General features: G+C 54.5%; 23 protein-coding genes. 13 read left to right on the plus strand and 10 right to left on the minus strand.

The genetic code is table 11. The annotated features are described in order from the left end of the window. Positions 1 to 13: 13 nt before the first annotated feature. The 12 genes from atpH to phoU all read left to right on the plus strand — a co-directional run bounded on the left by atpH (position 14) and on the right by phoU (position 13,457). Positions 14 to 547, plus strand: coding sequence for a F0F1 ATP synthase subunit delta (gene atpH, locus HV242_RS23530; RefSeq protein ID WP_014172281.1), 534 nt, complete (start codon positions 14 to 16; stop codon positions 545 to 547). Positions 548 to 559: 12 nt separating this feature from the next. Next, the gene (gene atpA, locus HV242_RS23535) at positions 560 to 2,101 is read left to right on the plus strand and encodes a F0F1 ATP synthase subunit alpha (protein WP_006808751.1); all 1,542 of its coding nucleotides are present in this window, start codon (positions 560 to 562) and stop codon (positions 2,099 to 2,101) included. Between the two features lie 51 nt (positions 2,102 to 2,152). Continuing rightward, positions 2,153 to 3,016, plus strand: coding sequence for a F0F1 ATP synthase subunit gamma (gene atpG / locus HV242_RS23540; protein ID WP_020882764.1), 864 nt, complete (start codon positions 2,153 to 2,155; stop codon positions 3,014 to 3,016). Between the two features lie 31 nt (positions 3,017 to 3,047). Beyond that, on the plus strand, positions 3,048 to 4,430 hold the full coding sequence (gene atpD / locus HV242_RS23545; protein WP_006177559.1) for a F0F1 ATP synthase subunit beta: 1,383 nt from the start codon (positions 3,048 to 3,050) through the stop codon (positions 4,428 to 4,430). Positions 4,431 to 4,450: 20 nt separating this feature from the next. Then, the gene (locus tag HV242_RS23550) at positions 4,451 to 4,870 is read left to right on the plus strand and encodes a F0F1 ATP synthase subunit epsilon (protein ID WP_006177560.1); all 420 of its coding nucleotides are present in this window, start codon (positions 4,451 to 4,453) and stop codon (positions 4,868 to 4,870) included. Positions 4,871 to 5,175: 305 nt separating this feature from the next. Then, a complete protein-coding gene (glmU, locus tag HV242_RS23555; RefSeq protein WP_014172285.1) occupies positions 5,176 to 6,546 on the plus strand; it encodes a bifunctional UDP-N-acetylglucosamine diphosphorylase/glucosamine-1-phosphate N-acetyltransferase GlmU in 1,371 nt (456 codons plus the stop codon). Positions 6,547 to 6,774: 228 nt separating this feature from the next. Beyond that, complete coding sequence (gene glmS, locus HV242_RS23560) at positions 6,775 to 8,604, plus strand: glutamine--fructose-6-phosphate transaminase (isomerizing) (RefSeq protein ID WP_044857050.1); 1,830 nt, start codon at positions 6,775 to 6,777, stop codon at positions 8,602 to 8,604. A gap of 321 nt (positions 8,605 to 8,925) precedes the next feature. Beyond that, positions 8,926 to 9,966: a phosphate ABC transporter substrate-binding protein PstS gene (pstS, locus tag HV242_RS23565; RefSeq protein ID WP_014172287.1), complete on the plus strand. Its 1,041-nt coding sequence runs from the start codon at positions 8,926 to 8,928 to the stop codon at positions 9,964 to 9,966. Positions 9,967 to 10,046: 80 nt separating this feature from the next. Next, positions 10,047 to 11,006: a phosphate ABC transporter permease PstC gene (pstC, locus tag HV242_RS23570; protein WP_014172288.1), complete on the plus strand. Its 960-nt coding sequence runs from the start codon at positions 10,047 to 10,049 to the stop codon at positions 11,004 to 11,006. Further along, positions 11,006 to 11,896 (plus strand): phosphate ABC transporter permease PstA, encoded by an 891-nt coding sequence (pstA, locus tag HV242_RS23575; protein ID WP_014172289.1) that lies wholly within the window; start codon positions 11,006 to 11,008, stop codon positions 11,894 to 11,896. Before pstC ends, pstA begins: the two co-directional genes overlap by 1 nt. A 47-nt stretch (positions 11,897 to 11,943) precedes the next feature. Beyond that, entirely contained in the window at positions 11,944 to 12,717 is a 774-nt protein-coding gene (gene pstB / locus HV242_RS23580) for a phosphate ABC transporter ATP-binding protein PstB (protein WP_014172291.1), read from the plus strand. A gap of 14 nt (positions 12,718 to 12,731) precedes the next feature. Further along, positions 12,732 to 13,457, plus strand: a complete 726-nt coding sequence (gene phoU / locus HV242_RS23585; protein WP_008500182.1) for a phosphate signaling complex protein PhoU — start codon at positions 12,732 to 12,734, stop codon at positions 13,455 to 13,457. An 84-nt stretch (positions 13,458 to 13,541) separates the two neighbouring features. On the opposite strand, the gene yieH is transcribed toward phoU, so the two are convergent. Then, on the minus strand, positions 13,542 to 14,207 hold the full coding sequence (yieH, locus tag HV242_RS23590) for a 6-phosphogluconate phosphatase (RefSeq protein ID WP_014172293.1): 666 nt from the start codon (positions 14,205 to 14,207) through the stop codon (positions 13,542 to 13,544). 165 nt (positions 14,208 to 14,372) lie between these two features. Here yieH and HV242_RS23595 point away from each other — a divergent pair, with 165 nt between their 5' ends. Further along, entirely contained in the window at positions 14,373 to 15,710 is a 1,338-nt protein-coding gene (locus HV242_RS23595) for an NCS2 family permease (RefSeq protein WP_138614807.1), read from the plus strand. A gap of 87 nt (positions 15,711 to 15,797) precedes the next feature. On the opposite strand, the gene HV242_RS23600 is transcribed toward HV242_RS23595, so the two are convergent. The 9 genes from HV242_RS23600 to rpmH form a co-directional block, all read right to left on the minus strand. After that, positions 15,798 to 16,364, minus strand: coding sequence for an NADPH-dependent FMN reductase (locus tag HV242_RS23600; RefSeq protein WP_020882759.1), 567 nt, complete (start codon positions 16,362 to 16,364; stop codon positions 15,798 to 15,800). A gap of 36 nt (positions 16,365 to 16,400) precedes the next feature. Next, entirely contained in the window at positions 16,401 to 17,147 is a 747-nt protein-coding gene (locus tag HV242_RS23605) for a 4'-phosphopantetheinyl transferase family protein (protein ID WP_014172296.1), read from the minus strand. A 122-nt stretch (positions 17,148 to 17,269) separates the two neighbouring features. After that, positions 17,270 to 18,241: an HTH-type transcriptional regulator YidZ gene (gene yidZ, locus HV242_RS23610; RefSeq protein WP_040018322.1), complete on the minus strand. Its 972-nt coding sequence runs from the start codon at positions 18,239 to 18,241 to the stop codon at positions 17,270 to 17,272. Further along, positions 18,210 to 19,385 carry an MFS transporter gene (locus tag HV242_RS23615; protein WP_181616876.1) on the minus strand — a complete coding sequence of 392 codons (1,176 nt, stop codon included), beginning with the start codon at positions 19,383 to 19,385 and terminating at the stop codon, positions 18,210 to 18,212. Before HV242_RS23615 ends, yidZ begins: the two co-directional genes overlap by 32 nt. Before the next feature lie 111 nt (positions 19,386 to 19,496). Next, positions 19,497 to 20,861, minus strand: coding sequence for a tRNA uridine-5-carboxymethylaminomethyl(34) synthesis GTPase MnmE (mnmE, locus tag HV242_RS23620; RefSeq protein ID WP_014172299.1), 1,365 nt, complete (start codon positions 20,859 to 20,861; stop codon positions 19,497 to 19,499). A 72-nt stretch (positions 20,862 to 20,933) separates the two neighbouring features. Next, positions 20,934 to 22,577: a membrane protein insertase YidC gene (yidC, locus tag HV242_RS23625; protein WP_014172300.1), complete on the minus strand. Its 1,644-nt coding sequence runs from the start codon at positions 22,575 to 22,577 to the stop codon at positions 20,934 to 20,936. Positions 22,578 to 22,579: 2 nt separating this feature from the next. Continuing rightward, on the minus strand, positions 22,580 to 22,837 hold the full coding sequence (gene yidD / locus HV242_RS23630) for a membrane protein insertion efficiency factor YidD (protein WP_001307474.1): 258 nt from the start codon (positions 22,835 to 22,837) through the stop codon (positions 22,580 to 22,582). Continuing rightward, positions 22,801 to 23,160, minus strand: coding sequence for a ribonuclease P protein component (gene rnpA / locus HV242_RS23635; RefSeq protein WP_014172301.1), 360 nt, complete (start codon positions 23,158 to 23,160; stop codon positions 22,801 to 22,803). The genes yidD and rnpA overlap by 37 nt, the downstream gene beginning before the upstream one ends. Positions 23,161 to 23,176: 16 nt before the next feature. Next, complete coding sequence (gene rpmH / locus HV242_RS23640; protein ID WP_000831330.1) at positions 23,177 to 23,317, minus strand: 50S ribosomal protein L34; 141 nt, start codon at positions 23,315 to 23,317, stop codon at positions 23,177 to 23,179. Between the last annotated feature and the right edge of the window lie 600 nt (positions 23,318 to 23,917).

A 23,917-nucleotide genomic window follows, 5' to 3' on the forward strand; every position in this document is an offset into this window, starting at 1 on the left:
GAGGGAGGGGCTGATGTCTGAATTTGTTACGGTAGCTCGCCCCTACGCCAAAGCAGCTTTTGACTTTGCTGTCGAACACCAAAATGTCGATCGCTGGCAGGATATGCTGGCGTTTGCCGCTGAGGTGACGAAAAACGAACAAATGGCCGAGTTGCTTTCTGGTGCGTTAGCGCCTGAAACTCTCGCCGCGTCGTTTATCGCCGTGTGCGGAGAGCAACTGGATGCCAATGGTCAGAACCTGATTAAGGTAATGGCAGAAAATGGTCGTCTCCGTGTGCTCCCGGATGTTCTCGAGCAGTTTGAGCACTTACGTGCCCTTAGTGAAGCTACCGCTGAAGTCGAAGTGACTTCTGCGACTGAACTGAGTGATGAACAGCTTGCGAAAATCACCGCCGCGATGGAAAAACGTCTGTCACGCAAAGTTAAGCTGAATTGCAAAATCGATAAGTCTGTAATGGCAGGCGTAATCATCCGTTCGGGTGATATGGTCATTGATGGCAGCGTACGCGGCCGTCTTGAACGCCTTGCAGACGTCTTGCAGTCTTAAGGGGACTGGAGCATGCAACTGAATTCCACCGAAATCAGCGAACTGATCAAGCAGCGCATTGCTCAGTTCAGTGTTGTGAGCGAAGCTCACAACGAAGGTACTATTGTTTCTGTAAGTGACGGTGTTATCCGCATCCACGGCCTGGCCGATTGTATGCAGGGTGAGATGATTTCCCTGCCGGGTAACCGTTACGCTATCGCACTGAACCTGGAGCGCGACTCCGTAGGTGCAGTTGTGATGGGTCCATACGCTGACCTCGCCGAAGGCATGAAGGTTAAGTGTACTGGCCGTATTCTGGAAGTGCCGGTTGGCCGTGGCCTGCTGGGTCGCGTTGTTAACACCCTGGGTGCGCCAATCGACGGTAAAGGTCCGGTTGAGCACGATGGCTTCTCCCCAATCGAAGTTATCGCACCAGGCGTTATCGACCGTCAGTCCGTTGATCAGCCAGTGCAGACTGGTTATAAGTCCGTTGATGCCATGATTCCAATCGGTCGTGGCCAGCGTGAACTGATCATCGGTGACCGTCAGACCGGTAAAACCGCGATGGCTATCGACGCCATCATCAACCAGCGTGACTCCGGCATCAAATGTGTGTACGTGGCTATCGGCCAGAAAGCGTCCACCATTTCTAACGTGGTTCGTAAACTGGAAGAGCACGGCGCGCTGTCTAACACCATCGTTGTTGTGGCGACCGCTTCTGAATCTGCTGCACTGCAATACCTGGCACCATACGCCGGTTGCGCAATGGGTGAATACTTCCGTGACCGCGGTGAAGATGCGCTGATCGTATACGATGACCTGTCTAAACAGGCCGTTGCATATCGTCAGGTTTCCCTGCTGCTCCGTCGTCCACCTGGACGTGAAGCGTTCCCTGGCGACGTATTCTACCTCCACTCTCGTCTGCTGGAGCGTGCTTCCCGCGTTAACGCGGAATACGTCGAGAACTTCACCAAAGGTGAAGTGAAGGGTAAAACCGGCTCTCTGACCGCGCTGCCAATCATTGAAACCCAGGCGGGTGACGTTTCCGCGTTCGTTCCGACCAACGTAATCTCCATTACCGATGGTCAGATCTTCCTGGAAACCAACCTGTTTAACTCCGGTATTCGTCCGGCAGTTAACCCGGGTATCTCCGTATCCCGTGTGGGGGGTGCTGCTCAGACCAAGATCATCAAGAAACTGTCCGGTGGTATTCGTACCGCGCTGGCACAGTATCGTGAACTGGCTGCGTTCTCTCAGTTCGCATCCGATCTGGACGAAGCAACCCGTAAACAGCTGAGCCACGGTCAGAAAGTGACCGAGCTGCTGAAGCAAAAACAGTACGCACCAATGTCTGTTGCTCAGCAGGGCCTGGTTCTGTTCGCGGCTGAACGCGGTTACCTCGAAGATGTGGAACTGGCGAAAATCGGTAGCTTCGAAGCCGCTCTGCTGGCTTACGTCGACCGTGATCACGCTCCGCTGATGCAAGAGATCAACCAGACCGGTGGCTATAACGACGAAATCGAAGGCAAGCTGAAAGCTATCCTCGATTCCTTCAAAGCAACCCAATCCTGGTAATCGTCCGGCGGCTTGTCTCAGGACAAGCCGCCTGGCATTGAGGAGAAGCTCATGGCCGGCGCAAAAGAGATACGTAGTAAGATCGCAAGCGTCCAGAACACGCAAAAGATCACTAAAGCGATGGAGATGGTCGCCGCTTCCAAAATGCGTAAATCGCAGGATCGCATGGCGGCCAGCCGTCCTTATGCAGAAACCATGCGCAAAGTGATTGGTCACCTTGCAAACGGTAATCTGGAATATAAGCACCCTTACCTGGAAGAACGCGACGTTAAGCGCGTGGGCTACCTGGTGGTGTCGACCGACCGTGGTCTGTGTGGCGGCTTGAACATTAACCTGTTCAAAAAACTGCTGGCGGATATGAAAGCATGGTCTGAAAAAGGCGTTCAGTGCGATATCGCAATGATCGGCTCTAAAGGCGTCTCTTTCTTTAACTCCGTTGGTGGCAACATTGTCGCTCAGGTGACGGGTATGGGTGATAACCCTTCCCTGTCCGAGCTGATCGGCCCGGTTAAAGTGATGTTGCAGGCTTACGATGAAGGCCGTCTGGACAGACTGTACGTTGTCAGCAACAAATTTATTAACACCATGTCTCAGGTTCCAACGCTCACTCAGATGCTGCCTTTACCGGCATCAGAAGATGACGAGCTGAAGCAAAAATCCTGGGATTACCTGTATGAACCCGATCCGAAACCGCTGTTGGATACCCTGCTGCGTCGTTACGTTGAATCTCAGGTTTATCAGGGCGTTGTAGAAAACCTGGCCAGCGAGCAGGCCGCACGAATGGTGGCGATGAAAGCCGCGACCGATAATGGCGGCAGCCTGATTAAAGAGCTGCAGTTGGTTTACAACAAAGCTCGTCAGGCCAGCATTACTCAGGAACTCACCGAGATCGTCTCGGGGGCCGCCGCGGTTTAACCAGGTTTACGAATTACGTAGAGGATTCAAGATGGCTACTGGAAAGATTGTCCAGGTAATCGGCGCCGTGGTGGACGTCGAGTTCCCTCAGGACGCCGTACCACGCGTGTACGACGCGCTTGAGGTACAGAATGGTAACGAGAGCCTGGTGCTGGAAGTTCAGCAGCAGCTCGGCGGCGGTATCGTGCGTACCATCGCGATGGGTTCTTCCGACGGTCTGCGTCGTGGTCTGGAAGTTAAAGACCTTGAGCACCCGATCGAAGTCCCGGTAGGTAAAGCAACACTGGGTCGTATCATGAACGTATTGGGTCAACCAATCGACATGAAAGGCGACATCGGTGAAGAAGAGCGTTGGGCTATCCACCGCGCAGCACCTTCCTACGAAGAGCTGTCCAGCTCTCAGGAACTGCTGGAAACCGGCATCAAAGTTATCGACCTGATGTGTCCGTTTGCGAAGGGCGGTAAAGTTGGTCTGTTCGGTGGTGCGGGTGTAGGTAAAACCGTAAACATGATGGAGCTGATCCGTAACATCGCGATCGAGCACTCTGGTTACTCCGTATTTGCGGGCGTAGGTGAACGTACTCGTGAGGGTAACGACTTCTACCACGAAATGACCGACTCCAACGTTCTGGACAAAGTATCCCTGGTTTACGGTCAGATGAACGAGCCACCAGGAAACCGTCTGCGCGTTGCGCTGACTGGCCTGACTATGGCTGAGAAGTTCCGTGACGAAGGCCGTGACGTTCTGCTGTTCGTTGATAACATCTATCGTTACACCCTGGCCGGTACTGAAGTATCTGCACTGCTGGGTCGTATGCCTTCAGCGGTAGGTTATCAGCCGACGCTGGCGGAAGAGATGGGTGTTCTTCAGGAACGTATCACCTCTACCAAAACCGGTTCTATCACCTCCGTTCAGGCGGTATACGTACCTGCGGATGACTTGACTGACCCATCCCCAGCCACCACCTTTGCGCACCTTGACGCAACCGTGGTACTGAGCCGTCAGATCGCGTCTCTGGGTATTTACCCGGCCGTTGACCCGCTGGACTCCACCAGCCGTCAGCTGGATCCACTGGTTGTGGGTCAGGAACACTACGACACCGCGCGTGGCGTACAGTCCCTGCTGCAGCGTTACCAGGAACTGAAAGACATCATCGCCATCCTGGGTATGGATGAGCTGTCTGAAGAAGACAAACTGGTGGTAGCACGTGCGCGTAAGATCCAGCGCTTCCTGTCCCAGCCGTTCTTCGTTGCGGAAGTATTCACCGGTTCTCCGGGTAAATACGTTTCCCTGAAAGACACCATCCGTGGCTTTAAAGGCATCATGGAAGGCGAATACGATCACCTGCCGGAGCAGGCGTTCTACATGGTTGGTTCCATCGACGAAGCCGTGGAAAAAGCCAAAAAACTTTAACGCCTTAATCGGAGGGTGATATGGCAATGACTTACCACCTGGACGTCGTCAGCGCAGAGCAACAAATGTTCTCTGGTCTGGTCGAGAAAATCCAGGTAACGGGTAGTGAAGGTGAACTGGGTATTTTCCCGGGTCACGCACCGCTGCTCACCGCCATTAAGCCTGGTATGATCCGCATCGTTAAACAGTTCGGTCATGAAGAGTTTATCTATCTGTCCGGCGGCATTCTTGAAGTGCAGCCTGGCAGCGTGACCGTTCTGGCCGATACCGCTATTCGTGGCCAGGATCTCGACGAAGCACGAGCCCTGGAATCGAAGCGTAAGGCTGAAGAGCACATTAGCAGCTCTCATGGTGACGTGGATTACGCTCAGGCGTCTGCGGAGCTGGCCAAAGCGATCGCGAAACTGCGCGTTATCGAGTTGACCAAAAAAGCGATGTAACACCGGCTTGAAAAGCACAAAGCCAGTCTGGTTTCCAGGCTGGCTTTTTTTATGGTTTTGTATCACACCGATCTTTATTCATGATCCAAAAGAATAGCTAAGCTATTGTGTGTGCTAGCGACTTATCGCGAGAAGGCTATTTTCCAGAGAAAAAGGGGTTTACTCTGCCCCTAAAAATCGCCTCAAATAGCCATTATTGGCTGATGTTGAACGTTTTACCGCCACTCCATTTTATGACGCAAAATATGTAGAATTTTCAACGTCAACGGGTTTAACTTCTTACTCAAATTACAGTCAGGACGCGTATGTTGAACAATACAATGAGCGTGGTCATCCTTGCCGCCGGTAAAGGTACCCGCATGTATTCCGATCTTCCAAAGGTACTGCACACGCTGGCAGGAAAGCCGATGGTGCAGCATGTCATTGATGCCGCTAATGAACTGGGTGCCCGTCAGGTCCATCTGGTCTATGGTCACGGCGGCGATCTGCTTAAAAAGACGCTGAACGATGACAAACTCAACTGGGTGCTTCAGGCAGAACAGTTGGGGACCGGACACGCCATGCAGCAGGCCGCCCCGTTCTTTGCGGATGACGAAGATATTCTGATGCTTTACGGCGACGTCCCGCTGATCTCTGTCGACACCCTTGCCCGCCTGCGTGAAGCTAAACCGCAGGGTGGCATCGGGTTGTTAACCGTCGTGCTTGACGATCCGACCGGCTATGGCCGCATTACCCGCGAAAACGGTAACGTAACGGGTATCGTTGAGCATAAAGATGCCAGCGACGCACAGCGTCAGATTCAGGAGATCAACACCGGTATCCTGATTGCCAATGGCGCGGACCTGAAGCGCTGGCTGTCGAAGCTCACCAACAATAATGCGCAGGGTGAGTACTACATCACCGACATCATCGCGATGGCCTATCAGGAAGGGCGTGAGATTGCGGCGGTTCATCCGGCACGCATTAGCGAAACCGAAGGGGTGAATAACCGCCTTCAGCTTTCCCGCCTGGAACGCGTTTATCAGTCCGAACAGGCTGAAAAACTGCTCCTGGCAGGCGTTATGCTGCGTGACCCGGCGCGTTTCGATCTGCGCGGGACCTTATCTCACGGGCGCGACGTTGAAATCGATACTAACGTTATCCTTGAAGGCAACGTCACGCTTGGCCACCGCGTCAAAATTGGTGCCGGTTGTGTTATCAAAAACAGCGTCATCGGTGACGACTGCGACATTAGCCCGTACAGCGTGGTTGAAGATGCACATCTGGACGCGGCATGCACCATTGGGCCGTTCGCACGCCTGCGCCCTGGCGCTGAATTGCTCGAAGGCGCCCATGTTGGCAACTTCGTTGAAATGAAAAAAGCGCGTCTGGGCAAAGGTTCCAAAGCCGGCCATTTAACCTACCTGGGCGATGCAGAAATTGGCGATAACGTGAACATTGGTGCAGGAACAATCACCTGCAACTATGACGGTGCCAACAAGTTTAAAACCATCATTGGTGATGATGTGTTTGTCGGTTCTGATACCCAGCTGGTGGCACCGGTGACGGTCGGGAACGGGGTAACCATTGCCGCCGGGACGACCGTGACGCGCGATGTCGCCGACAATGAGCTGGTGCTGAGCCGCGTGCCGCAGGTTCACAAGCAGGGCTGGAAACGCCCGGTGAAGAAAAAGTAACGACCTGCACCCCGCTCTCTCCCGCGAGGAGAGCGCTCGTTCGGTGCGGTGTTTTTCGCCCTCGCCCCTATGGGGAGAGGGATGGGGTGAGGGGATAACATAATCCTCCCCCCAAAGGCAGTACTTATAACAATAACCCCACTCTCTACAAGGCTCGGGGTGCCCGGAAAGGGCAAATACAGGTCAGCGACAACGCATGGCATAACGCCATAATCAGGAAATTAAACTATGTGTGGAATTGTTGGCGCAGTTGCGCAGCGTGATATTGCTGAAATCCTTCTCGAAGGTTTACGTCGTCTGGAATACCGTGGTTACGACTCTGCCGGTCTGGCAGTTGTGGATGCAGAAGGGCATATGACCCGTCTGCGTCGTCTCGGTAAAGTGCAGATGCTGGCCCAGGCTGCGGAAGATCATCCGCTGCACGGTGGCACGGGTATTGCGCACACCCGCTGGGCGACCCACGGCGAACCGTCTGAAGGCAATGCGCACCCGCATGTGTCCGAACACATCGTGGTCGTGCATAACGGCATTATCGAAAACCACGAACCGCTGCGCGAAGAACTTAAAGCGCGCGGCTATACCTTCGTCTCTGAAACCGACACCGAAGTTATTGCTCACCTGGTTCACTGGGAGCTGGAGCAGGGCGGTACACTGCGTGAAGCGGTGCTGCGCGCGATCCCTCAGCTGCGCGGTGCGTACGGTACGGTAATCATGGATTCACGCGACCCGTCCACGCTGCTGGCCGCACGTTCCGGTAGCCCAATGGTTATCGGTCTGGGCATGGGCGAGAACTTTATCGCCTCTGACCAGCTGGCACTTCTGCCGGTTACCCGTCGCTTTATCTTCCTGGAAGAGGGTGATATCGCGGAAGTGACGCGTCGCAGCGTGACGGTATTCGATACCAAAGGCGAGCAGGTGAAACGCCCGGAGATCGAATCCAATCTGCAGTACGACGCAGGCGACAAAGGCGCTTACCGTCACTACATGCAGAAAGAAATTTACGAGCAGCCGAACGCCATCAAAAACACCCTGACCGGGCGCATCAGCCACGGCGAGGTGGACCTGAGCGAACTGGGCGCCAACGCCAATGAACTGCTCGGTAAGGTTGAGCATATTCAGATCGTGGCCTGCGGTACCTCCTACAACTCCGGTATGGTCTCACGCTACTGGTTTGAATCCCTGGCCGGTGTTCCGTGTGACGTGGAAATCGCTTCAGAATTCCGCTACCGCAAATCCGCGGTGCGTCGTAATAGCCTGATGATCACCCTTTCCCAGTCTGGCGAAACGGCGGACACCCTGGCGGCGCTGCGTCTCTCTAAAGAGCTGGGTTATCTGGGCTCTCTGGCCATCTGTAACGTGCCGGGTTCTTCGCTGGTTCGTGAATCCGATCTGGCGCTGATGACCAACGCAGGTACGGAAATCGGCGTGGCCTCCACCAAAGCGTTTACCACTCAGCTGACCGTTCTGCTGATGCTGGTGGCGAAACTGGCGCGTCTGAAAGGGCAGGATGCGGCTGTTGAGCATGACATCGTTCATGGCCTGCAGGCGCTGCCAAGCCGTATTGAGCAGATGCTGTCTCAGGACAAACGCATTGAAGCGCTGGCGGAAGATTTCTCTGACAAACATCACGCCCTGTTCCTCGGCCGTGGCGATCAGTATCCAATTGCGCTGGAAGGCGCGTTGAAGCTGAAAGAGATCTCCTACATCCACGCGGAAGCTTACGCAGCAGGCGAGCTGAAACACGGCCCGCTGGCGCTGATTGACGCAGACATGCCGGTCATCGTTGTGGCACCTAACAACGAACTGCTGGAAAAACTGAAGTCCAATATCGAAGAAGTCCGCGCCCGCGGTGGTGTACTGTACGTCTTCGCCGATAAAGACGCCGGCTTTGCGAGCAGCGACAATATGCACATCATCGAGATGCCGCATGTGGAAGAGGTGATTGCCCCTATCTTCTACACCGTTCCGCTGCAGTTGCTGGCCTACCACGTCGCGCTGATCAAAGGCACTGACGTTGACCAGCCACGTAACCTGGCGAAATCGGTCACCGTAGAATAATCCCCTCAGGCTCCACCTTCGGGTGGAGCTTTTTTACCCTTCCTGGTTTGTTTTTAATCAACCCATCCGCATTTTTATTTATGACAATCTGTCATCTTCAGCTACTTTTTTCAGTGTCACATAAAGAAAATATTTCTGAAAACTTGCTGTCATGTAAGTGGTTAACTAGATGATAATTAAATGAATTTTTACTGATATTTAAGCTAAATTTTCATTGTCATAAAACTGTCATAATTCGTACATTTATCTGTCACCTGTTTGTCCTATTTTGCTCATCGTAGCCACTAAACAACGATTTACGAAAATCTTGCAGGAGACATTATGAAAGTTATGCGTACCACTGTCGCAACTGTTGTCGCCGCGACCTTATCTCTGAGCGCGTTCTCTGTATTTGCAGAAGCAAGCCTGACTGGCGCTGGTGCAACCTTCCCTGCGCCGGTGTATGCCAAATGGGCGGATACCTACCAGAAAGAAACCGGTAACAAGGTTAACTATCAGGGTATCGGCTCCTCCGGTGGCGTAAAACAAATTACCGCGAATACCGTTGATTTCGGCGCATCAGACGCTCCACTGTCTGATGACAAACTGGCGCAGGAAGGCCTGTTCCAGTTCCCGACCGTTATCGGTGGTGTTGTGCTGGCCGTTAACATTCCAGGCCTGAAATCAGGCGAGCTGGTCCTGGACGGCAAAACCCTGGGTGACATCTACCTCGGTAAAATCAAAAAATGGGATGACGAAGCCATCACCAAACTGAACCCGGGTGTCAAACTGCCTTCGCAGAACATCGCAGTGGTTCGTCGTGCAGATGGTTCCGGTACCTCTTTCGTTTTCACCAGCTACCTGGCGAAAGTGAACGAAGAGTGGAAATCTAAAGTCGGTTCCGGCTCTACCGTTAACTGGCCAACCGGTCTGGGTGGTAAAGGTAACGACGGTATCGCCGCGTTCGTACAGCGTCTGCCTGGTTCTATCGGCTATGTAGAGTATGCGTACGCTAAGCAGAACAACCTGTCCTACACCAAACTGGTTTCTGCCGATGGCAAGCCAGTCAGCCCGACTGAAGAGAACTTTGCTAACGCTGCAAAAGGCGCTGACTGGAGCAAATCCTTCGCTCAGGATCTGACTAACCAGAAAGGCGACGGTGCGTGGCCAATCACCTCTACCACCTTCATTCTGGTTCACAAAGAGCAGAAGAAACCTGAGCAGGGCGCTGAAGTGTTGAAGTTCTTTGACTGGGCGTACAAAAACGGCGGCAAACAGGCTAACGCGCTGGATTACGCCACCCTGCCGGACAACGTGGTTGAGCAGATTCGCGCTGCATGGAAAACCAACGTGAAAGACAGCAGCGGTAAAGCATTGTATTAATTTAGTATTCTGACGAAAATGGCGGGTGGCGCTCGCGCTACCCGCCGATTTCGTAAACGCGTTTAACAGAAGAGTGATTTATGGCTGCAACAAAGCCTGCATTTAACCCTCCGGGTAAAAAAGGTGACATGATTTTCAGCGCGCTGGTCAAACTGGCTGCGCTGATTGTGCTATTGCTGCTGGGCGGCATTATCGTGTCCCTGATTTTCTCCTCCTGGCCGAGCATCCAGAAATTCGGTTTCTCCTTCCTGTGGACCAAAGAGTGGGATGCGCCGAACGATATCTACGGTGCGCTGGTGCCGATTTACGGCACGCTGGTGACGTCGTTTATCGCTCTGCTGATTGCGGTGCCGGTGAGCTTTGGTATTGCCCTGTTCCTGACGGAACTGGCGCCGGGCTGGCTGCGTCGTCCACTGGGTATCGCCATTGAACTGCTGGCCGCTATTCCAAGTATCGTGTACGGCATGTGGGGCCTGTTTATCTTTGCTCCCCTGTTCGCAACGTACTTCCAGGAACCGGTGGGTAATGTTCTCTCCGCCATTCCGTTTGTCGGCACCCTGTTCTCTGGCCCGGCTTTCGGTATCGGTATTCTGGCTGCGGGGGTGATCCTCGCCATTATGATTATTCCGTACATTGCGGCGGTAATGCGCGATGTCTTCGAACAAACCCCGGTGATGATGAAAGAGTCGGCCTACGGCATCGGCTGCACCACCTGGGAAGTTATCTGGCGCATCGTCCTTCCGTTCACCAAAAATGGGGTGATTGGCGGCGTCATGCTGGGTTTAGGCCGTGCTTTGGGTGAAACCATGGCGGTGACCTTTATTATCGGTAACACCTACCAGCTCGACAGCGCCTCCCTCTACATGCCGGGTAACAGTATTACTTCCGCACTGGCGAATGAATTTGCCGAAGCGGAATCCGGGCTGCACGTCGCGGCGCTGATGGAACTGGGCCTAATCCTGTTTGTGATTACCTTCATTGTGCTGGCGATCTCCAAGCTGATGATCCTGCGTCTCGCAAAAAATGAGGGGGCACGCTAATGGCAACTCTCGAAATGCAAAGCACCACTGCGCTGGCGGAATCCCGTCGCAAAATGCAGGCGAAGCGTCGTTTCAAAAACCGCGTTGCGTTGACGCTCTCAATGGCAACGATGGCGTTCGGTCTGTTCTGGCTGGTCTGGATCCTGTTCTCGACCGTTGTGCGCGGCATCGACGGGATGTCGCTGTCACTGTTCACCGAGATGACGCCGCCGCCAAATACGGCGGGCGGCGGCCTGGCGAATGCCCTGGCGGGCAGTGGTTTGCTGATCCTCTGGGCGACGGTAGTTGGTACACCGCTTGGCATTATGGCGGGGATTTATCTGGCGGAGTACGGGCGTAAATCCTGGCTGGCAGAGGTGATTCGTTTCATTAACGACATCCTGCTGTCTGCGCCGTCTATCGTGGTCGGTCTGTTTGTTTACACCATTGTGGTGGCGCAAATGGAACACTTCTCCGGCTGGGCCGGCGTGATTGCGCTGGCGCTGCTGCAGGTACCTATCGTCATTCGTACCACCGAGAACATGCTGAAACTGGTGCCGGATAGCCTGCGTGAAGCGGCTTACGCGCTGGGCACGCCGAAGTGGAAAATGATCTCCGCGATTACGCTGAAAGCCTCCGTATCGGGGATCATGACCGGTATCCTGCTGGCCATTGCCCGTATTGCAGGCGAAACGGCGCCGCTGCTGTTTACTGCCCTCTCCAACCAGTTCTGGAGTACGGACATGATGCAGCCGATCGCCAACCTGCCGGTGACGATTTTTAAATTTGCGATGAGCCCATTCGCGGAATGGCAGCAGCTGGCCTGGGCCGGGGTGCTGATCATTACCCTTTGCGTACTGTTGCTGAACATTCTGGCGCGCGTCATTTTCGCGAAGCAGAAACACGGTTAAATTTTTACGGCGCGGCAGATCGCGGCGCCGAATGAGGAAATGAGTCAATGAGTATGGTTGATACTGCCCCGGGTAAGATTCAGGTTCGTGATTTGAACTTCTACTACGGCAAATTCCATGCCCTGAAGAACATCAACCTGGATATCGCCAGGAACCAGGTCACGGCATTTATCGGTCCGTCTGGCTGTGGTAAATCCACGCTGCTGCGTACCTTTAACAAAATGTATTCGCTCTATCCGGAGCAGCGTGCCGAAGGTGAAATCATCCTGGACGGCGATAACATTCTGACCAACAGCCAGGATATCGCCCTGCTGCGTGCGAAAGTCGGGATGGTGTTCCAGAAACCGACGCCGTTCCCGATGTCCATCTATGACAACATCGCCTTTGGCGTACGTCTGTTTGAAAAGCTCTCCCGTACGGATATGGATGAGCGCGTTCAGTGGGCTTTGACCAAGGCCGCATTATGGAACGAAACCAAAGATAAGTTGCACCAGAGCGGTTACTCTCTCTCCGGTGGTCAGCAGCAGCGTCTGTGCATTGCGCGTGGTATCGCCATTCGCCCGGAAGTGTTGTTGCTGGATGAGCCGTGTTCAGCTCTGGACCCGATCTCAACCGGCCGTATTGAAGAGTTGATCACCGAGCTGAAGCAGGATTACACCGTGGTTATCGTGACCCACAACATGCAGCAGGCTGCGCGTTGTTCCGATTACACGGCGTTTATGTACCTGGGCGAGTTGATTGAGTTCAGTAATACGGACGATCTGTTCACCAAGCCCGCTAAAAAGCAAACAGAAGACTATATCACCGGTCGTTACGGTTGATTCAGGAGCGCGCTATGGACAATCTCAATCTTAACAAACACATTTCAGGCCAGTTCAACGCAGAGCTGGAAAGTATTCGCACTCAGGTGATGACCATGGGTGGCATGGTTGAGCAGCAGCTTTCCGATGCCATTACCGCGATGCACAACCAGGACAGCGAGCTGGCGAAGCGCGTTATCGAAGGTGATAAAAACGTCAATATGATGGAAGTCGCCATTGATGAAGCCTGCGTGCGTATTATCGCCAAGCGTCAGCCAACGGCGAGCGACCTGCGTCTGGTTATGGCGATCATCAAAACCATCGCCGAGCTGGAGCGTATTGGTGACGTTGCGGATAAAATCTGCCGCACCGCGCTGGAGAAATTCTCTCAGCAGCACCAGCCACTGCTGGTGAGCCTCGAGTCGCTGGGTCGTCATACCGTGCAGATGCTGCATGACGTCCTGGATGCCTTTGCGCGTATGGATCTGGACGAAGCGGTACGTATCTACCGTGAAGACAAAAAGGTCGACCAGGAGTATGAAGGCATCGTGCGTCAGCTGATGACCTACATGATGGAAGACTCCCGTACGATCCCAAGCGTCCTGACCGCGCTGTTCTGCGCGCGCTCAATCGAGCGTATCGGTGACCGTTGCCAGAACATTTGCGAATACATCTTCTACTTCGTGAAAGGACAGGATTTCCGTCACGTTGGCGGCGATGAGCTGGACAAGCTGCTGGCGGGTAAAGATCCGAAAGAGTGATGCGCTAACATGCCCGGTGCTGCTGCGCTTACCGGGCCTGCGAACCTTATAGGCCGGATAAGCGTCAGCGCTATCCGGCTTTTTTTAGCGAGTAATATTCCACCCGCGAGCCTTCCACAATTCTGGCAGCTGCGCCAGATCGGTGAAGGTCGTCACTTTTGGATGATCGATCGGTTTGTTGTGCGGATCGGCGCAGAAGTAAAACACCTCCATACCCGCATCAATTCCCGACTGCGCTCCCGCAGAAGAGTCATCCACCAGAATGCAGTTCGCCACGTTAACGTTCATCGCTTTTGCTGCGTGGAACATCAACGCCGGGTCTGGCTTCCAGCGCTGGATATCGTAGCCGCTGAACAGTTTTTCCGGGAAGTGGTGCAACATTTCAAGCTTACCCAGCGAGTGCTGCATTTTGCTGACCGGACCGTTCGAGACCACGCAGATGGGCACCGTCATCGCATCCAGAAGCGCATTCGCCCCGGCAATGACCTCCAGTTCGGAGTCGAAGAGGCGTGCGACCTCGGCGCGGTAGACCGGCTCCAGATCTGCTTTCGCCAGATCCACACCGTGCTCTTCGTTAATGATGTCGATGATCTCGTAGAGCTTCACACCTTTAAAGCGTTTAAACACCTCTTCGAGATCCAGCGTAATGCCAAATTCCCTGAACATGGTCACATACGCGCGGGAACAAATGACCTCACTGTCGACCAGCGTACCGTCGCAGTCGAAAAATACCGCTTCAATTCCGGACATGCCTTTCCCTTTTTACAAGTTTAACGTTTACGTACGGCAGTTTAATGAGACGCAATCGTTGCCGTATAAGCAAAATCAATGAAAAAAGTATCTTGTAACCGCCACTATTGTCGCATTTTGGTATAGGATAGCGACGAATTTTCCCTCCTTGTTCGGAAATTGATGATGAGTCAACAACACACTACCCAGACATCTGGTCAGGGTCTGCTTGAGCGCGTGTTTAAACTGCGTGAGCACGGCACAACGGCACGCACCGAAGTGATCGCCGGTTTCACCACCTTCCTGACGATGGTCTATATCGTTTTTGTTAACCCACAAATTCTTGGCGTTGCTGGCATGGACACCAGCGCCGTCTTCGTGACCACCTGTCTGATCGCTGCGCTGGGCAGTATCCTGATGGGTGTGTTCGCTAACCTGCCCGTGGCGCTGGCCCCGGCAATGGGTCTGAACGCTTTCTTCGCGTTCGTGGTCGTCCAGGCGATGGGTCTGCCATGGCAGGTCGGCATGGGCGCTATCTTCTGGGGCGCGGTTGGCCTGCTGTTGCTGACCATTTTCCGCGTACGTTACTGGATGATAGCCAATATTCCGGTGAGCCTGCGCGTGGGGATTACCAGCGGTATTGGTCTGTTTATCGGCATGATGGGTCTGAAAAACGCAGGCGTTATCGTGGCTAACCCGGACACGCTGGTGAGCATCGGTCACCTGACCTCGCACAACGTGCTGCTGGGCGTGCTGGGCTTCTTTATCATCGCTATCCTGGCTTCGCGCAATATTCATGCGGCCGTGCTGGTTTCCATCGTGGTCACCACGCTACTGGGCTGGATGCTGGGCGATGTGCAGTACAAAGGGATTGTCTCCGCGCCACCGAGCGTGTCTACCGTCATTGGGCACGTCGATCTGGCAGGCTCCCTGAACCTGGGGCTGGCGGGCGTGATTTTCTCCTTCATGCTGGTTAACCTGTTTGACTCCTCCGGTACGCTGATTGGCGTGACCGACAAAGCCGGCCTGGCGGATGAGAATGGGAAATTCCCGCGCATGAAGCAGGCGCTGTTTGTTGACAGTGTCTCCTCTGTCACCGGCGCGTTTATCGGTACATCTTCTGTTACCGCTTACATTGAATCCTCTTCAGGTGTCTCTGTGGGTGGCCGTACCGGTCTGACGGCGGTTGTGGTGGGTATCCTGTTCCTGCTGGTGATCTTCCTGTCACCACTGGCGGGCATGGTGCCTCCGTATGCGGCAGCCGGCGCGCTGATCTACGTGGGGGTGTTAATGACCTCCAGCCTGTCGCGCGTGAAGTGGGATGATTTAACCGAAGCGGTGCCTGCGTTTATTACCGCGGTGATGATGCCGTTTAGCTTCTCGATCACCGAAGGTATCGCGCTGGGCTTTATCTCCTACTGCGTCATGAAGATTGGTACCGGTCGCTTCCGCGACCTCAGCCCGTGCGTCATCATTGTGGCGCTGCTGTTTGTGCTGAAGATTGTTTTTATTGATGCCAAATAAACAGAAAGCCCTTTTCGTCGAAAAGGGCTTTTGTGTTTGCGCCCTCTCCCGGTGGGAGAGGGCCAGAGTGAGGACATCAGGCTACGTTTAAGCTTTCACTCGCTTAATATAATCACCAAACGCGGTCAGCTGGCCAGAAAGATGGTCACGCGTACTTTGATCCACCACTTCACCCGTCTGCGGGTCGACCTTGTTCTGAATCACGCCCCCCATAAATTCCGGTTTGTTCATTACCATCGCATCCAGGAAGACCAGGATCTGACGTAGATGGTACTGGCAGCGTGCCCCGCCAATCGCGCCCATAGAGCTGGTCTGGATCAGCACCGGTTTACCCGACAGCGGTTGCTCCGGGAGACGGGATAACCAGTCAATGGCGTTCTTCAGGCCACCCGGGACGGAGTAGTTATATTCAGGCGTAACAATCACCACGCCGTCGGCCTGGCGGATCTGCTCTGCAAGCGCTTCTACGCTCTGTGGAAACCCTTCTTCCTGCTGCACATCCGCGTCGTAAAGCGGAATGTCGCCAATCGATGGCAGGGCGCTAATGTCCATACCTGCCGGTGCCAGCTGAGGCAGCGTGCGGGCAACCATCCCGTTAAATGAACCTTTGCGCAGGCTTCCCAGTAACGTAACAACTTTCAACGTATCAGACATGATTACTCCTGTTTCATCATGATGACCCTGAATGGATCAGCTAAGGGTATATGCTTTTTCTGCCGGTAAACTGGTTAATCTCATCAGGCGCGCGGCGGGTTCGTTGGCTCGCTCGGGCACATCCGGAAGGCTACTCCATCCGTGTTGACTGTCAAATTCCCAGATTTTCAATCGTTCGATGGCGGGGGTCACCGCGATGGACCAAATCAGTACGTCTTCAGCATCGCTGAGCGCCTCTACCAGCGTGGCTTTAGCGGAACGCAGACGTCCGGAGCCTGGAAGCAATTGCAGCAGGCTGGCGTCGTCTGATGCACAGCCACAGAGCTTTCGAATGCTCTGGCGTAAGGTAATGAGCTGAGCTCTGGCCTCGATGGGATCGTTCTGGTTACGCACCCACAGCTTTTCATTGCTGGAAAGCGGGTAGTCATCGTGCGGGTTCGCGCCATGGAAGCCGCGGGTTGCGTGCTGAAGCTCCATGTCCAGGCCGCAATCCCCTTCAGTGGTGAGCGCGACGCCAATGATATTGCCCGTATAGGCAATGGAGAAACGCGGCAGCTCCGGGTCGGCAAAGACCGGGCGGCCTTCAGGTTGGGTGAGGATATCCGGCAGTTCACTGGTGCCGTACAGCATGAACATCAGCTCAGCGAGAAGCGCGCGGGATGCCAAAAACCGCGTCCGGCGATGCTCCGGCAGTTTACGTGCTTCCTGGTGACACGCGGATGAAATTCTGGCCGATACGAGATGTCCCTCTGTCAGTATCCCTCTTGCAAAGTGCGTTGCCATTTTTCGCTCCTTGATAATGGTCGTATTCGGTTAAACGGTTACATGATTATCGCTTAACTTGCCTTCTGTTTTAATCAGTAAATGGGAGTAAGAGAAGCCTGAGGACCCAACTTTACATTTTCTTAGGCAAAAATAAGCGCTGGAGCGGCATATAGCGCTTTGATTGTCTCACGGAGCCAGAGGATTTTCGGATTATGGCTGTTTCGTTTATGCCAGATCAGCGTGAAAGGAACGGTCAGTTTTTCAGCCTGGGCTTCATCAATGGGAATGGGCAGGGCGATCAGCTTACGCTGGTGGAGTTGATTATAGTGATGGCAGTAGTGTGGCGCCGTGGCGATGTAGTTATGGCCGGGCTGCGCCGCCATAAACATCGACTGTTCGAAACCGGGCAGGCTCATGGCGATATTACGCTCACGTCCCATCTCTCTGAGCACCTCATCAAGCGCCCAGGTGTCGCTGCGCTCCCAGAAGATGCTGATATGCGGATAGCGCAGGAAAGTCTCCAGGTTCCACTCTTCCTGAAGAGCCGGATGATCTTCGCGCAAATAGACGCAGGGGCGGTCGCTGAACAGAATTTCGTAGTCGATAAACCACGGCATCAGCTTCAGCAGCTCGCGGGAGCGCGGATGCGTTTCACGGCCCGTGAAGCCAAGATCGACTTCTCCGCGCGTAATGGCATCCACCGAGTCGTAATCCCAGTGGCGCATCTTTACCGTGGCCTGTGGATAGCGCTGATTGACCTGCTCGAGCAGGGCATTAAAACGGATCAGCATCAGAGGCGTTTCCGCGGCCAGCACGAACGTCAGCCCGCCCGGGGAGTCATGATGGAATTTATCGAGGATCTGATTGCCAATCTGCATCCAGTCGGCCAGATCCTGCTCCAGACTCATCGTCAGCGGTGTCGGCAGCAGGCCTAACGGTGTTTTCACAAACAGCGGATCGTCAAACCAGTCGCGCAGTTTCGCCAGCGATTTACTTACCGCGGACGGGGTCACGTTCATCCGTTTCGCGGCTTTGGTTACGCTGCGCTCCTGCAGCAAAAGCTGCAGGCACAACAACAGGTTAAGATCGAGACTGCTGATTGGCTTCTTCATAATGGGCCGCGGGCTGGATGACCATAAGTAAGGTGATGCAGAGCATGCTACAACCAATCAGAATCCCGATCAGCATATTGAGCGCATTAAGGCCGATGACCGCCGCCAGCCATATCCACAGCGACGAACCGCAGACCTGTGCAATACCCAGCACCGAGCTTGCCACACCCGCGCGCAGCGAGAACGGGCCAAGTGCCTGACTCATCGCCACGCCAAAGCCGACGGAGAAGCCGGCGCAAATCAGCGTAATCCCTACCAGCATCAGCGCATGTGTGCTGGTGGTCGCCAGAATCCCCCCCGCAGCGAGGAACAGCACCTGCGAGGTTAGCATGAGCGTGCGCTGACGGAAGATATTCAGTGCGAACGGCGTCGAGAACGAGACGGCCATACTGACCATCGCGGTAAGTGCCATCACGGTGGAATACTCACCGCGATCAAACCCCATGGTCTCCATCAGCAACACCGGGGAAACGTTTACATACGTCAGGATCACCGCCACGCTCAGTGTGGTAATGGCCAGGCGACTCAGGAAAAAGCGGTTTAGCAGCGTCTCGGCCGGATGAAGGGTTGCCGTATGGCCTGCGTTTTGCGAGCCTGGATGGGTCTCTTTCAGCACCGTGATCGAGAGGATAAAGACCAGCGCGCCCATGGCCGCCATCGTCCAGAACAGGCTCTGCCACGGGAATTTCAGCATGATCAGATAGCCCACCACCGGCGCCATCACCGGAATGATGCAGGTAATACCGTTGAGCATGGAAAGCACTTTGGCACGCCGCTGAGCGCTTAAGGTATCGCGCAGGATGGCGAAGGCCACCACATAACAGCCACCGGCACCTATTCCCTGGATAAAGCGTCCTGTCAGGAACAGGATACTGTCCTGGGCCAGGGAACAGAGCATTGACGCCAGCGCGAAGATGATGGCACAGGTAATGGCCACGGGCTGACGACCCGCTTTGTCCGCGATTTTCCCGGCAAATACCATCGATGATGCCATCCCGGCGAGATAGGCCGAAAACGCAATATGCAGCTGCGCCTCGCTGGCACCCAGATCGCGGGCAATGTGCGGCAGCCCCACCAGATACATATCAATACCCGATGGATAAAGCAGAACCAGCGCAAAACTACAAAACAGAAAACGAGCCATAAACCCCCCATAGATGCAGGCAAGCAGAATAGGGGGATAAAAGGGATTAGGCGAGTTGCCATTTGGACAAAGGTGATTTCCCGGGAGGAAATCACCCTTCATCAGCGGTAATTACTTGCCGATACAGAAGCTCGAGAAAATCCGTCCCAGCAGATCGTCCGAGGTAAATTCGCCGGTTATCTCACTCAGATTTTGCTGCGCCAGACGCAGCTCTTCCGCCAGCAGTTCACCCGCCCATGCGCCAAGCAGCTGCGCTTTCCCCTGATCGAGGTGGCGTGCCGCGTCTTCCAGCGCCTGAAGGTGACGACGGCGCGCAAGGAAGCCGCCTTCCATACTGGTATCAAAGCCCATGCTCTGTTTGAGATGGTTGCGCAGGTCGTCAACGCCTTCACCGGTACGGGCCGACAGGCGAATAAGTGAGTGGCCATTCACTTCACTGATACCCAGCGTTTCGCCGGTCACATCCGCTTTGTTACGCACCACGGTGATCGGCAGTTTTGCCGGCAGGCGGGCAATAAAGTCGGGCCAGATGTCCGCCGGATCAACGGCATCGGTCGTGGTACCGTCCACCATAAACAGCACGCGGTCAGCCTGCTCAATCTCCTGCCAGGCGCGTTCGATACCGATGCGCTCTACTTCGTCACTGGCGTCGCGAAGACCTGCCGTGTCGATGATGTGCAGCGGCATGCCGTCGATATGAATATGCTCACGCAGCACGTCGCGGGTGGTACCGGCGATGTCGGTGACGATCGCCGCTTCACGGCCCGCCAGGGCGTTGAGCAGGCTCGATTTACCGGCGTTAGGGCGGCCCGCAATCACGACCTTCATCCCCTCGCGCAGCAGGCTACCCTGACGTGCTTCGGCACGCACCGCGTCGAGATCGGCCATCACGCTATTCAGCTGAGCTTCAATTTTACCGTCAGAGAGGAAGTCGATCTCCTCATCCGGGAAATCGATAGCCGCTTCGACATAGATGCGCAGGTGAGTAAGTGCTTCCACAAGATGATTCACGCGCGCCGAGAACGCGCCCTGAAGCGAGTTCAGTGCGGAGCGGGCTGCCTGCTCGGAGCTGGCGTCGATCAGGTCAGCAATTGCTTCTGCCTGTGCGAGGTCGAGCTTGTCGTTCAGGAAGGCACGCTCGGAGAACTCACCTGGCTTTGCAATGCGCAGGCCCGGCAGCGTCAGAATGCGTTTTAACAGCAGGTCGAGGATGACCGGGCCACCGTGGCCCTGCAGCTCCAGCACGTCTTCTCCGGTAAAGGAGTTCGGGCCCGGGAACCACAGCGCAATGCCCTGGTCCAGCGGCGTGCCGTCAGTGTCTTTAAACGGCAGATAATCAGCGTAGCGCGGCTTTGGCAGTTTACCCAGCACCGCTTCGGCGACCTCGCGGGCCTTCAGGCCGGAGATACGCAGAATGCCTACACCACCGCGTCCCGGTGGGGTTGCCTGGGCGACGATAGTGTCGTTATGGCTCATGGTTGGTCTCGTTCAATACAAATAAAAAAGGCGGTCAATCGACCGCCCTTATTTTAGCGTTAACTTACCGAATCAGGACTTTTTCTTTTCGCGGCTATGCAGGCCACGTTTTTCCAGACCACGGTAAATCAGCTGCTGCTGGATAATGGTCACCAGGTTGCTGACGATATAGTACAGCACCAGACCTGACGGGAACCACAGGAAGAACACGGTGAAGATGACCGGCATAAAGGTCATGATCTTCTGCTGCATCGGGTCGGTCACGGTGGTCGGCGACATCTTCTGGATGAAGAACATCGTTACGCCCATCAGGATCGGCAGGATGTAGTACGGGTCCTGTGCAGACAGGTCATGGATCCACAGGGCGAACGGCGCGTGGCGCAGCTCAACGGAACCCATCAGCATGTAGTACAGTGCAAGGAAGATTGGCATCTGAATCAGCAGCGGGAAGCAACCACCCAGTGGGTTCACTTTCTCTGCTTTATACAGGGCCATCATCTCCTGGCTCTGACGCTGTTTGTCATCGCCCAGACGCTCACGCATTGCCTGAATCTTCGGCTGCAGCATACGCATCTTCGCCATGGAGGTGTACTGCGCTTTAGTCAGCGGGTACATGATGCCACGTACGATGAAGGTGATAACGATGATGGAGAAGCCCCAGTTACCCAGGAAGCTGTGGATGAACTTCAGCAGCTTAAACAGCGGCTGAGAGATGAACCACAACCAGCCGTAGTCCACGGTCAGATCCAGGTGCGGCGCAACGGCAGCCATTTTGTCCTGGATTTCCGGACCGACCCACAGGGTGCTTGCCAGCTTACCGGTTTGACCCGGCTGTACCAGAACCGGCTGAGATTTGTAGCCAATGGCTGCAAGACCGTTACCCAGGTTCGCGGTATAGAAGTTGTTAGTACCGTCGTTCGTTGGCACCCACGCAGTGGCGAAATACTGCTGCAGCATTGCCACCCAACCGCCTTTAGCGCTGACGTTCAGGTTTTCGTTATCGGCAATGGTGTCGAATTTGTATTTCTCGTACTTCGCATCAGGCGTGGAGTACGCCGCGCCACGGAAGGTATGCAGCGCAAAGTTGCTGCTTCCGGTGTCACGGTGAGACGGCAGATTGATGGACTGCTTCAGCTGACCAAAGGTCGACAGTTCCAGCGGTTTCGCACCGGTGTTCTGAACGCTGTAGCCCACGTTCACCGCATATTCACCGCGTTTCAGGGTGAAGGTTTTGGTGAAGGTGTTGCCCGCGGCGTCGGTGTAGGTCATCGGGATAGCGATTTCGTTCTGACCATCAGCCAGCACGAAGGTCTCTTTCTCGACGTTGTACAGTGGACGCGCACCGTTAGCCGGGTTATCCGGGCCATCACGACCGGTCAGGCCGCTCTGAGCCTGGTAGATAAACTCAGGCGTGGTTTCCAGTAACTGGAACGGTTCGTTAGACTTCAGCTCTTTTGGGTAGGTCAACAGCAGCGCCTGCTCAACATCACCACCACGGGTGTTGATAGTCAGCTCAAGCACATCGGTCTTAACCGTAATCTGTTTCCCCTGGCCACTGGCCGGTACGCCCTGGTCGGCGGCGCTACCCGCTGCGGTGGTCGTAGTCTGCGTGGTCTGCTGCTGGGGTTGAGGATTTTTATCCTGCTCCCATGCCTGCCAGATCATGAAAGACACGAACAACAAAGCGATGATAAGAAGATTGCGTTGCGAATCCATCGTTAGTGTTCTCTGGTATCAAAGGGTCCTGGCGGGACGGGATCGTCTCCACCTGGGTGTAAAGGGTGGCATTTTAATACGCGTTTCACCGTCAACCAACTGCCTTTTATCACTCCAAACCTGCGCAATGCCTCAATTCCGTAGCTTGAGCATGTTGGCGTGAAACGGCAGTGCGGCCCGAGTAGCGGACTAATCAGGCGTTGATAGACCCGAATGAGGGCTATCAGGACCCGCGAGCCAGGCGACAATGGCGGCGCCATAATTTTTCCAACGCTTCCGAGAGAGCACGGTTATCGAGGTCGGCAACCCCTTTTTTAGCCACCACCACGAAATCCATTGAAGGCAGTTCGTGCTGACGTAAACGGAAGCTTTCACGCGTCAGACGTTTAATCCGATTGCGTTCATGCGCACGCTTAACGTTTTTCTTGGCGACAGTAAGACCGATGCGGGGATGCCCCAGCGAATTCAGGCGGCCGAGGATGGTGATTTGCGGCGTGCCAGCCCGTTGTGGCTGCTGGAAGACGAAAGTGAAATGAGTGGGAGTTAACAAACGTAACTCCCTGGGAAATGCTAGCTTAACCACTCAGGGGTTAGCTTTATTACTTGGAAACGGTCAGACGAGCGCGGCCTTTAGCACGACGACGTGCCAGAACCTGACGACCATTTTTAGTAGCCATACGAGCACGGAAGCCGTGAGAACGGTTGCGCTTCAGTACAGACGGTTGAAAAGTGCGTTTCATGGCGATTTCTACCTAAACTTGAATAAATTCACTGACTTTTGCGTATACCCGAACGAGTTTCGAACGACTAACGCCTCAGCGTGGGTGATTAAAGAGGCCGGATTGTAATAATTGTACACTCCGGAGTCAATTCTCTTTCCTTATTTCCCGCGTATTTCCGCACGTTTTCGCGTGGAAAATGAGCAACGGACGACGCAGGAAGATGAGCACCACGCGCCGGGTCGAGGATTATACGGCCTCCCAAACAAAGCGCAAGGATCGTCCCGGATCTTCGTTAGATCATTTAAGCAAGAAATTGTCTGTGCTCATTAATTTTTCCAATATGCGGGCTAAATCGTAGGGTACTCGCCCCAGGATCGTTTACACTTACCCGGTTTCCGATCTTCCTGTGGATAAATCGGGAAGAATCTGTGAGAAACAGAAGATCTCTGGCTCAGTTTAGGCTATGATCCGCGGTCCCGATCGGGATCCAGCGATCCTGGCCGGGTATAACCGCAGATAGCGGTTCGCACATCACCCTTTTGCACAGGGTCATGTCGATGTGCGCCAACAATCATGAATATTCAATAGTTTTCTTTTATTGTTCGAGTGGAGTCCGCC

The organism is Enterobacter sp. RHBSTW-00593 (assembly GCF_013784105.1).
Classification (GTDB): Bacteria; Pseudomonadota; Gammaproteobacteria; order Enterobacterales; family Enterobacteriaceae; genus Enterobacter; species Enterobacter ludwigii.

Coding starts and splice junctions, on each gene's coding strand:
- atpH (WP_014172281.1), top strand. CDS start 14: ATGTCTGAATTTGTTACGGTAGCTCGCCCCTACGCCAAAGCAGCTTTT.
- atpA (WP_006808751.1), top strand. CDS start 560: ATGCAACTGAATTCCACCGAAATCAGCGAACTGATCAAGCAGCGCATT.
- atpG (WP_020882764.1), top strand. CDS start 2,153: ATGGCCGGCGCAAAAGAGATACGTAGTAAGATCGCAAGCGTCCAGAAC.
- atpD (WP_006177559.1), top strand. CDS start 3,048: ATGGCTACTGGAAAGATTGTCCAGGTAATCGGCGCCGTGGTGGACGTC.
- HV242_RS23550 (WP_006177560.1), top strand. CDS start 4,451: ATGGCAATGACTTACCACCTGGACGTCGTCAGCGCAGAGCAACAAATG.
- glmU (WP_014172285.1), top strand. CDS start 5,176: ATGTTGAACAATACAATGAGCGTGGTCATCCTTGCCGCCGGTAAAGGT.
- glmS (WP_044857050.1), top strand. CDS start 6,775: ATGTGTGGAATTGTTGGCGCAGTTGCGCAGCGTGATATTGCTGAAATC.
- pstS (WP_014172287.1), top strand. CDS start 8,926: ATGAAAGTTATGCGTACCACTGTCGCAACTGTTGTCGCCGCGACCTTA.
- pstC (WP_014172288.1), top strand. CDS start 10,047: ATGGCTGCAACAAAGCCTGCATTTAACCCTCCGGGTAAAAAAGGTGAC.
- pstA (WP_014172289.1), top strand. CDS start 11,006: ATGGCAACTCTCGAAATGCAAAGCACCACTGCGCTGGCGGAATCCCGT.
- pstB (WP_014172291.1), top strand. CDS start 11,944: ATGAGTATGGTTGATACTGCCCCGGGTAAGATTCAGGTTCGTGATTTG.
- phoU (WP_008500182.1), top strand. CDS start 12,732: ATGGACAATCTCAATCTTAACAAACACATTTCAGGCCAGTTCAACGCA.
- yieH (WP_014172293.1), bottom strand. CDS start 14,207: ATGTCCGGAATTGAAGCGGTATTTTTCGACTGCGACGGTACGCTGGTC.
- HV242_RS23595 (WP_138614807.1), top strand. CDS start 14,373: ATGAGTCAACAACACACTACCCAGACATCTGGTCAGGGTCTGCTTGAG.
- HV242_RS23600 (WP_020882759.1), bottom strand. CDS start 16,364: ATGTCTGATACGTTGAAAGTTGTTACGTTACTGGGAAGCCTGCGCAAA.
- HV242_RS23605 (WP_014172296.1), bottom strand. CDS start 17,147: ATGGCAACGCACTTTGCAAGAGGGATACTGACAGAGGGACATCTCGTA.
- yidZ (WP_040018322.1), bottom strand. CDS start 18,241: ATGAAGAAGCCAATCAGCAGTCTCGATCTTAACCTGTTGTTGTGCCTG.
- HV242_RS23615 (WP_181616876.1), bottom strand. CDS start 19,385: ATGGCTCGTTTTCTGTTTTGTAGTTTTGCGCTGGTTCTGCTTTATCCA.
- mnmE (WP_014172299.1), bottom strand. CDS start 20,861: ATGAGCCATAACGACACTATCGTCGCCCAGGCAACCCCACCGGGACGC.
- yidC (WP_014172300.1), bottom strand. CDS start 22,577: ATGGATTCGCAACGCAATCTTCTTATCATCGCTTTGTTGTTCGTGTCT.
- yidD (WP_001307474.1), bottom strand. CDS start 22,837: ATGGCGCCGCCATTGTCGCCTGGCTCGCGGGTCCTGATAGCCCTCATT.
- rpmH (WP_000831330.1), bottom strand. CDS start 23,317: ATGAAACGCACTTTTCAACCGTCTGTACTGAAGCGCAACCGTTCTCAC.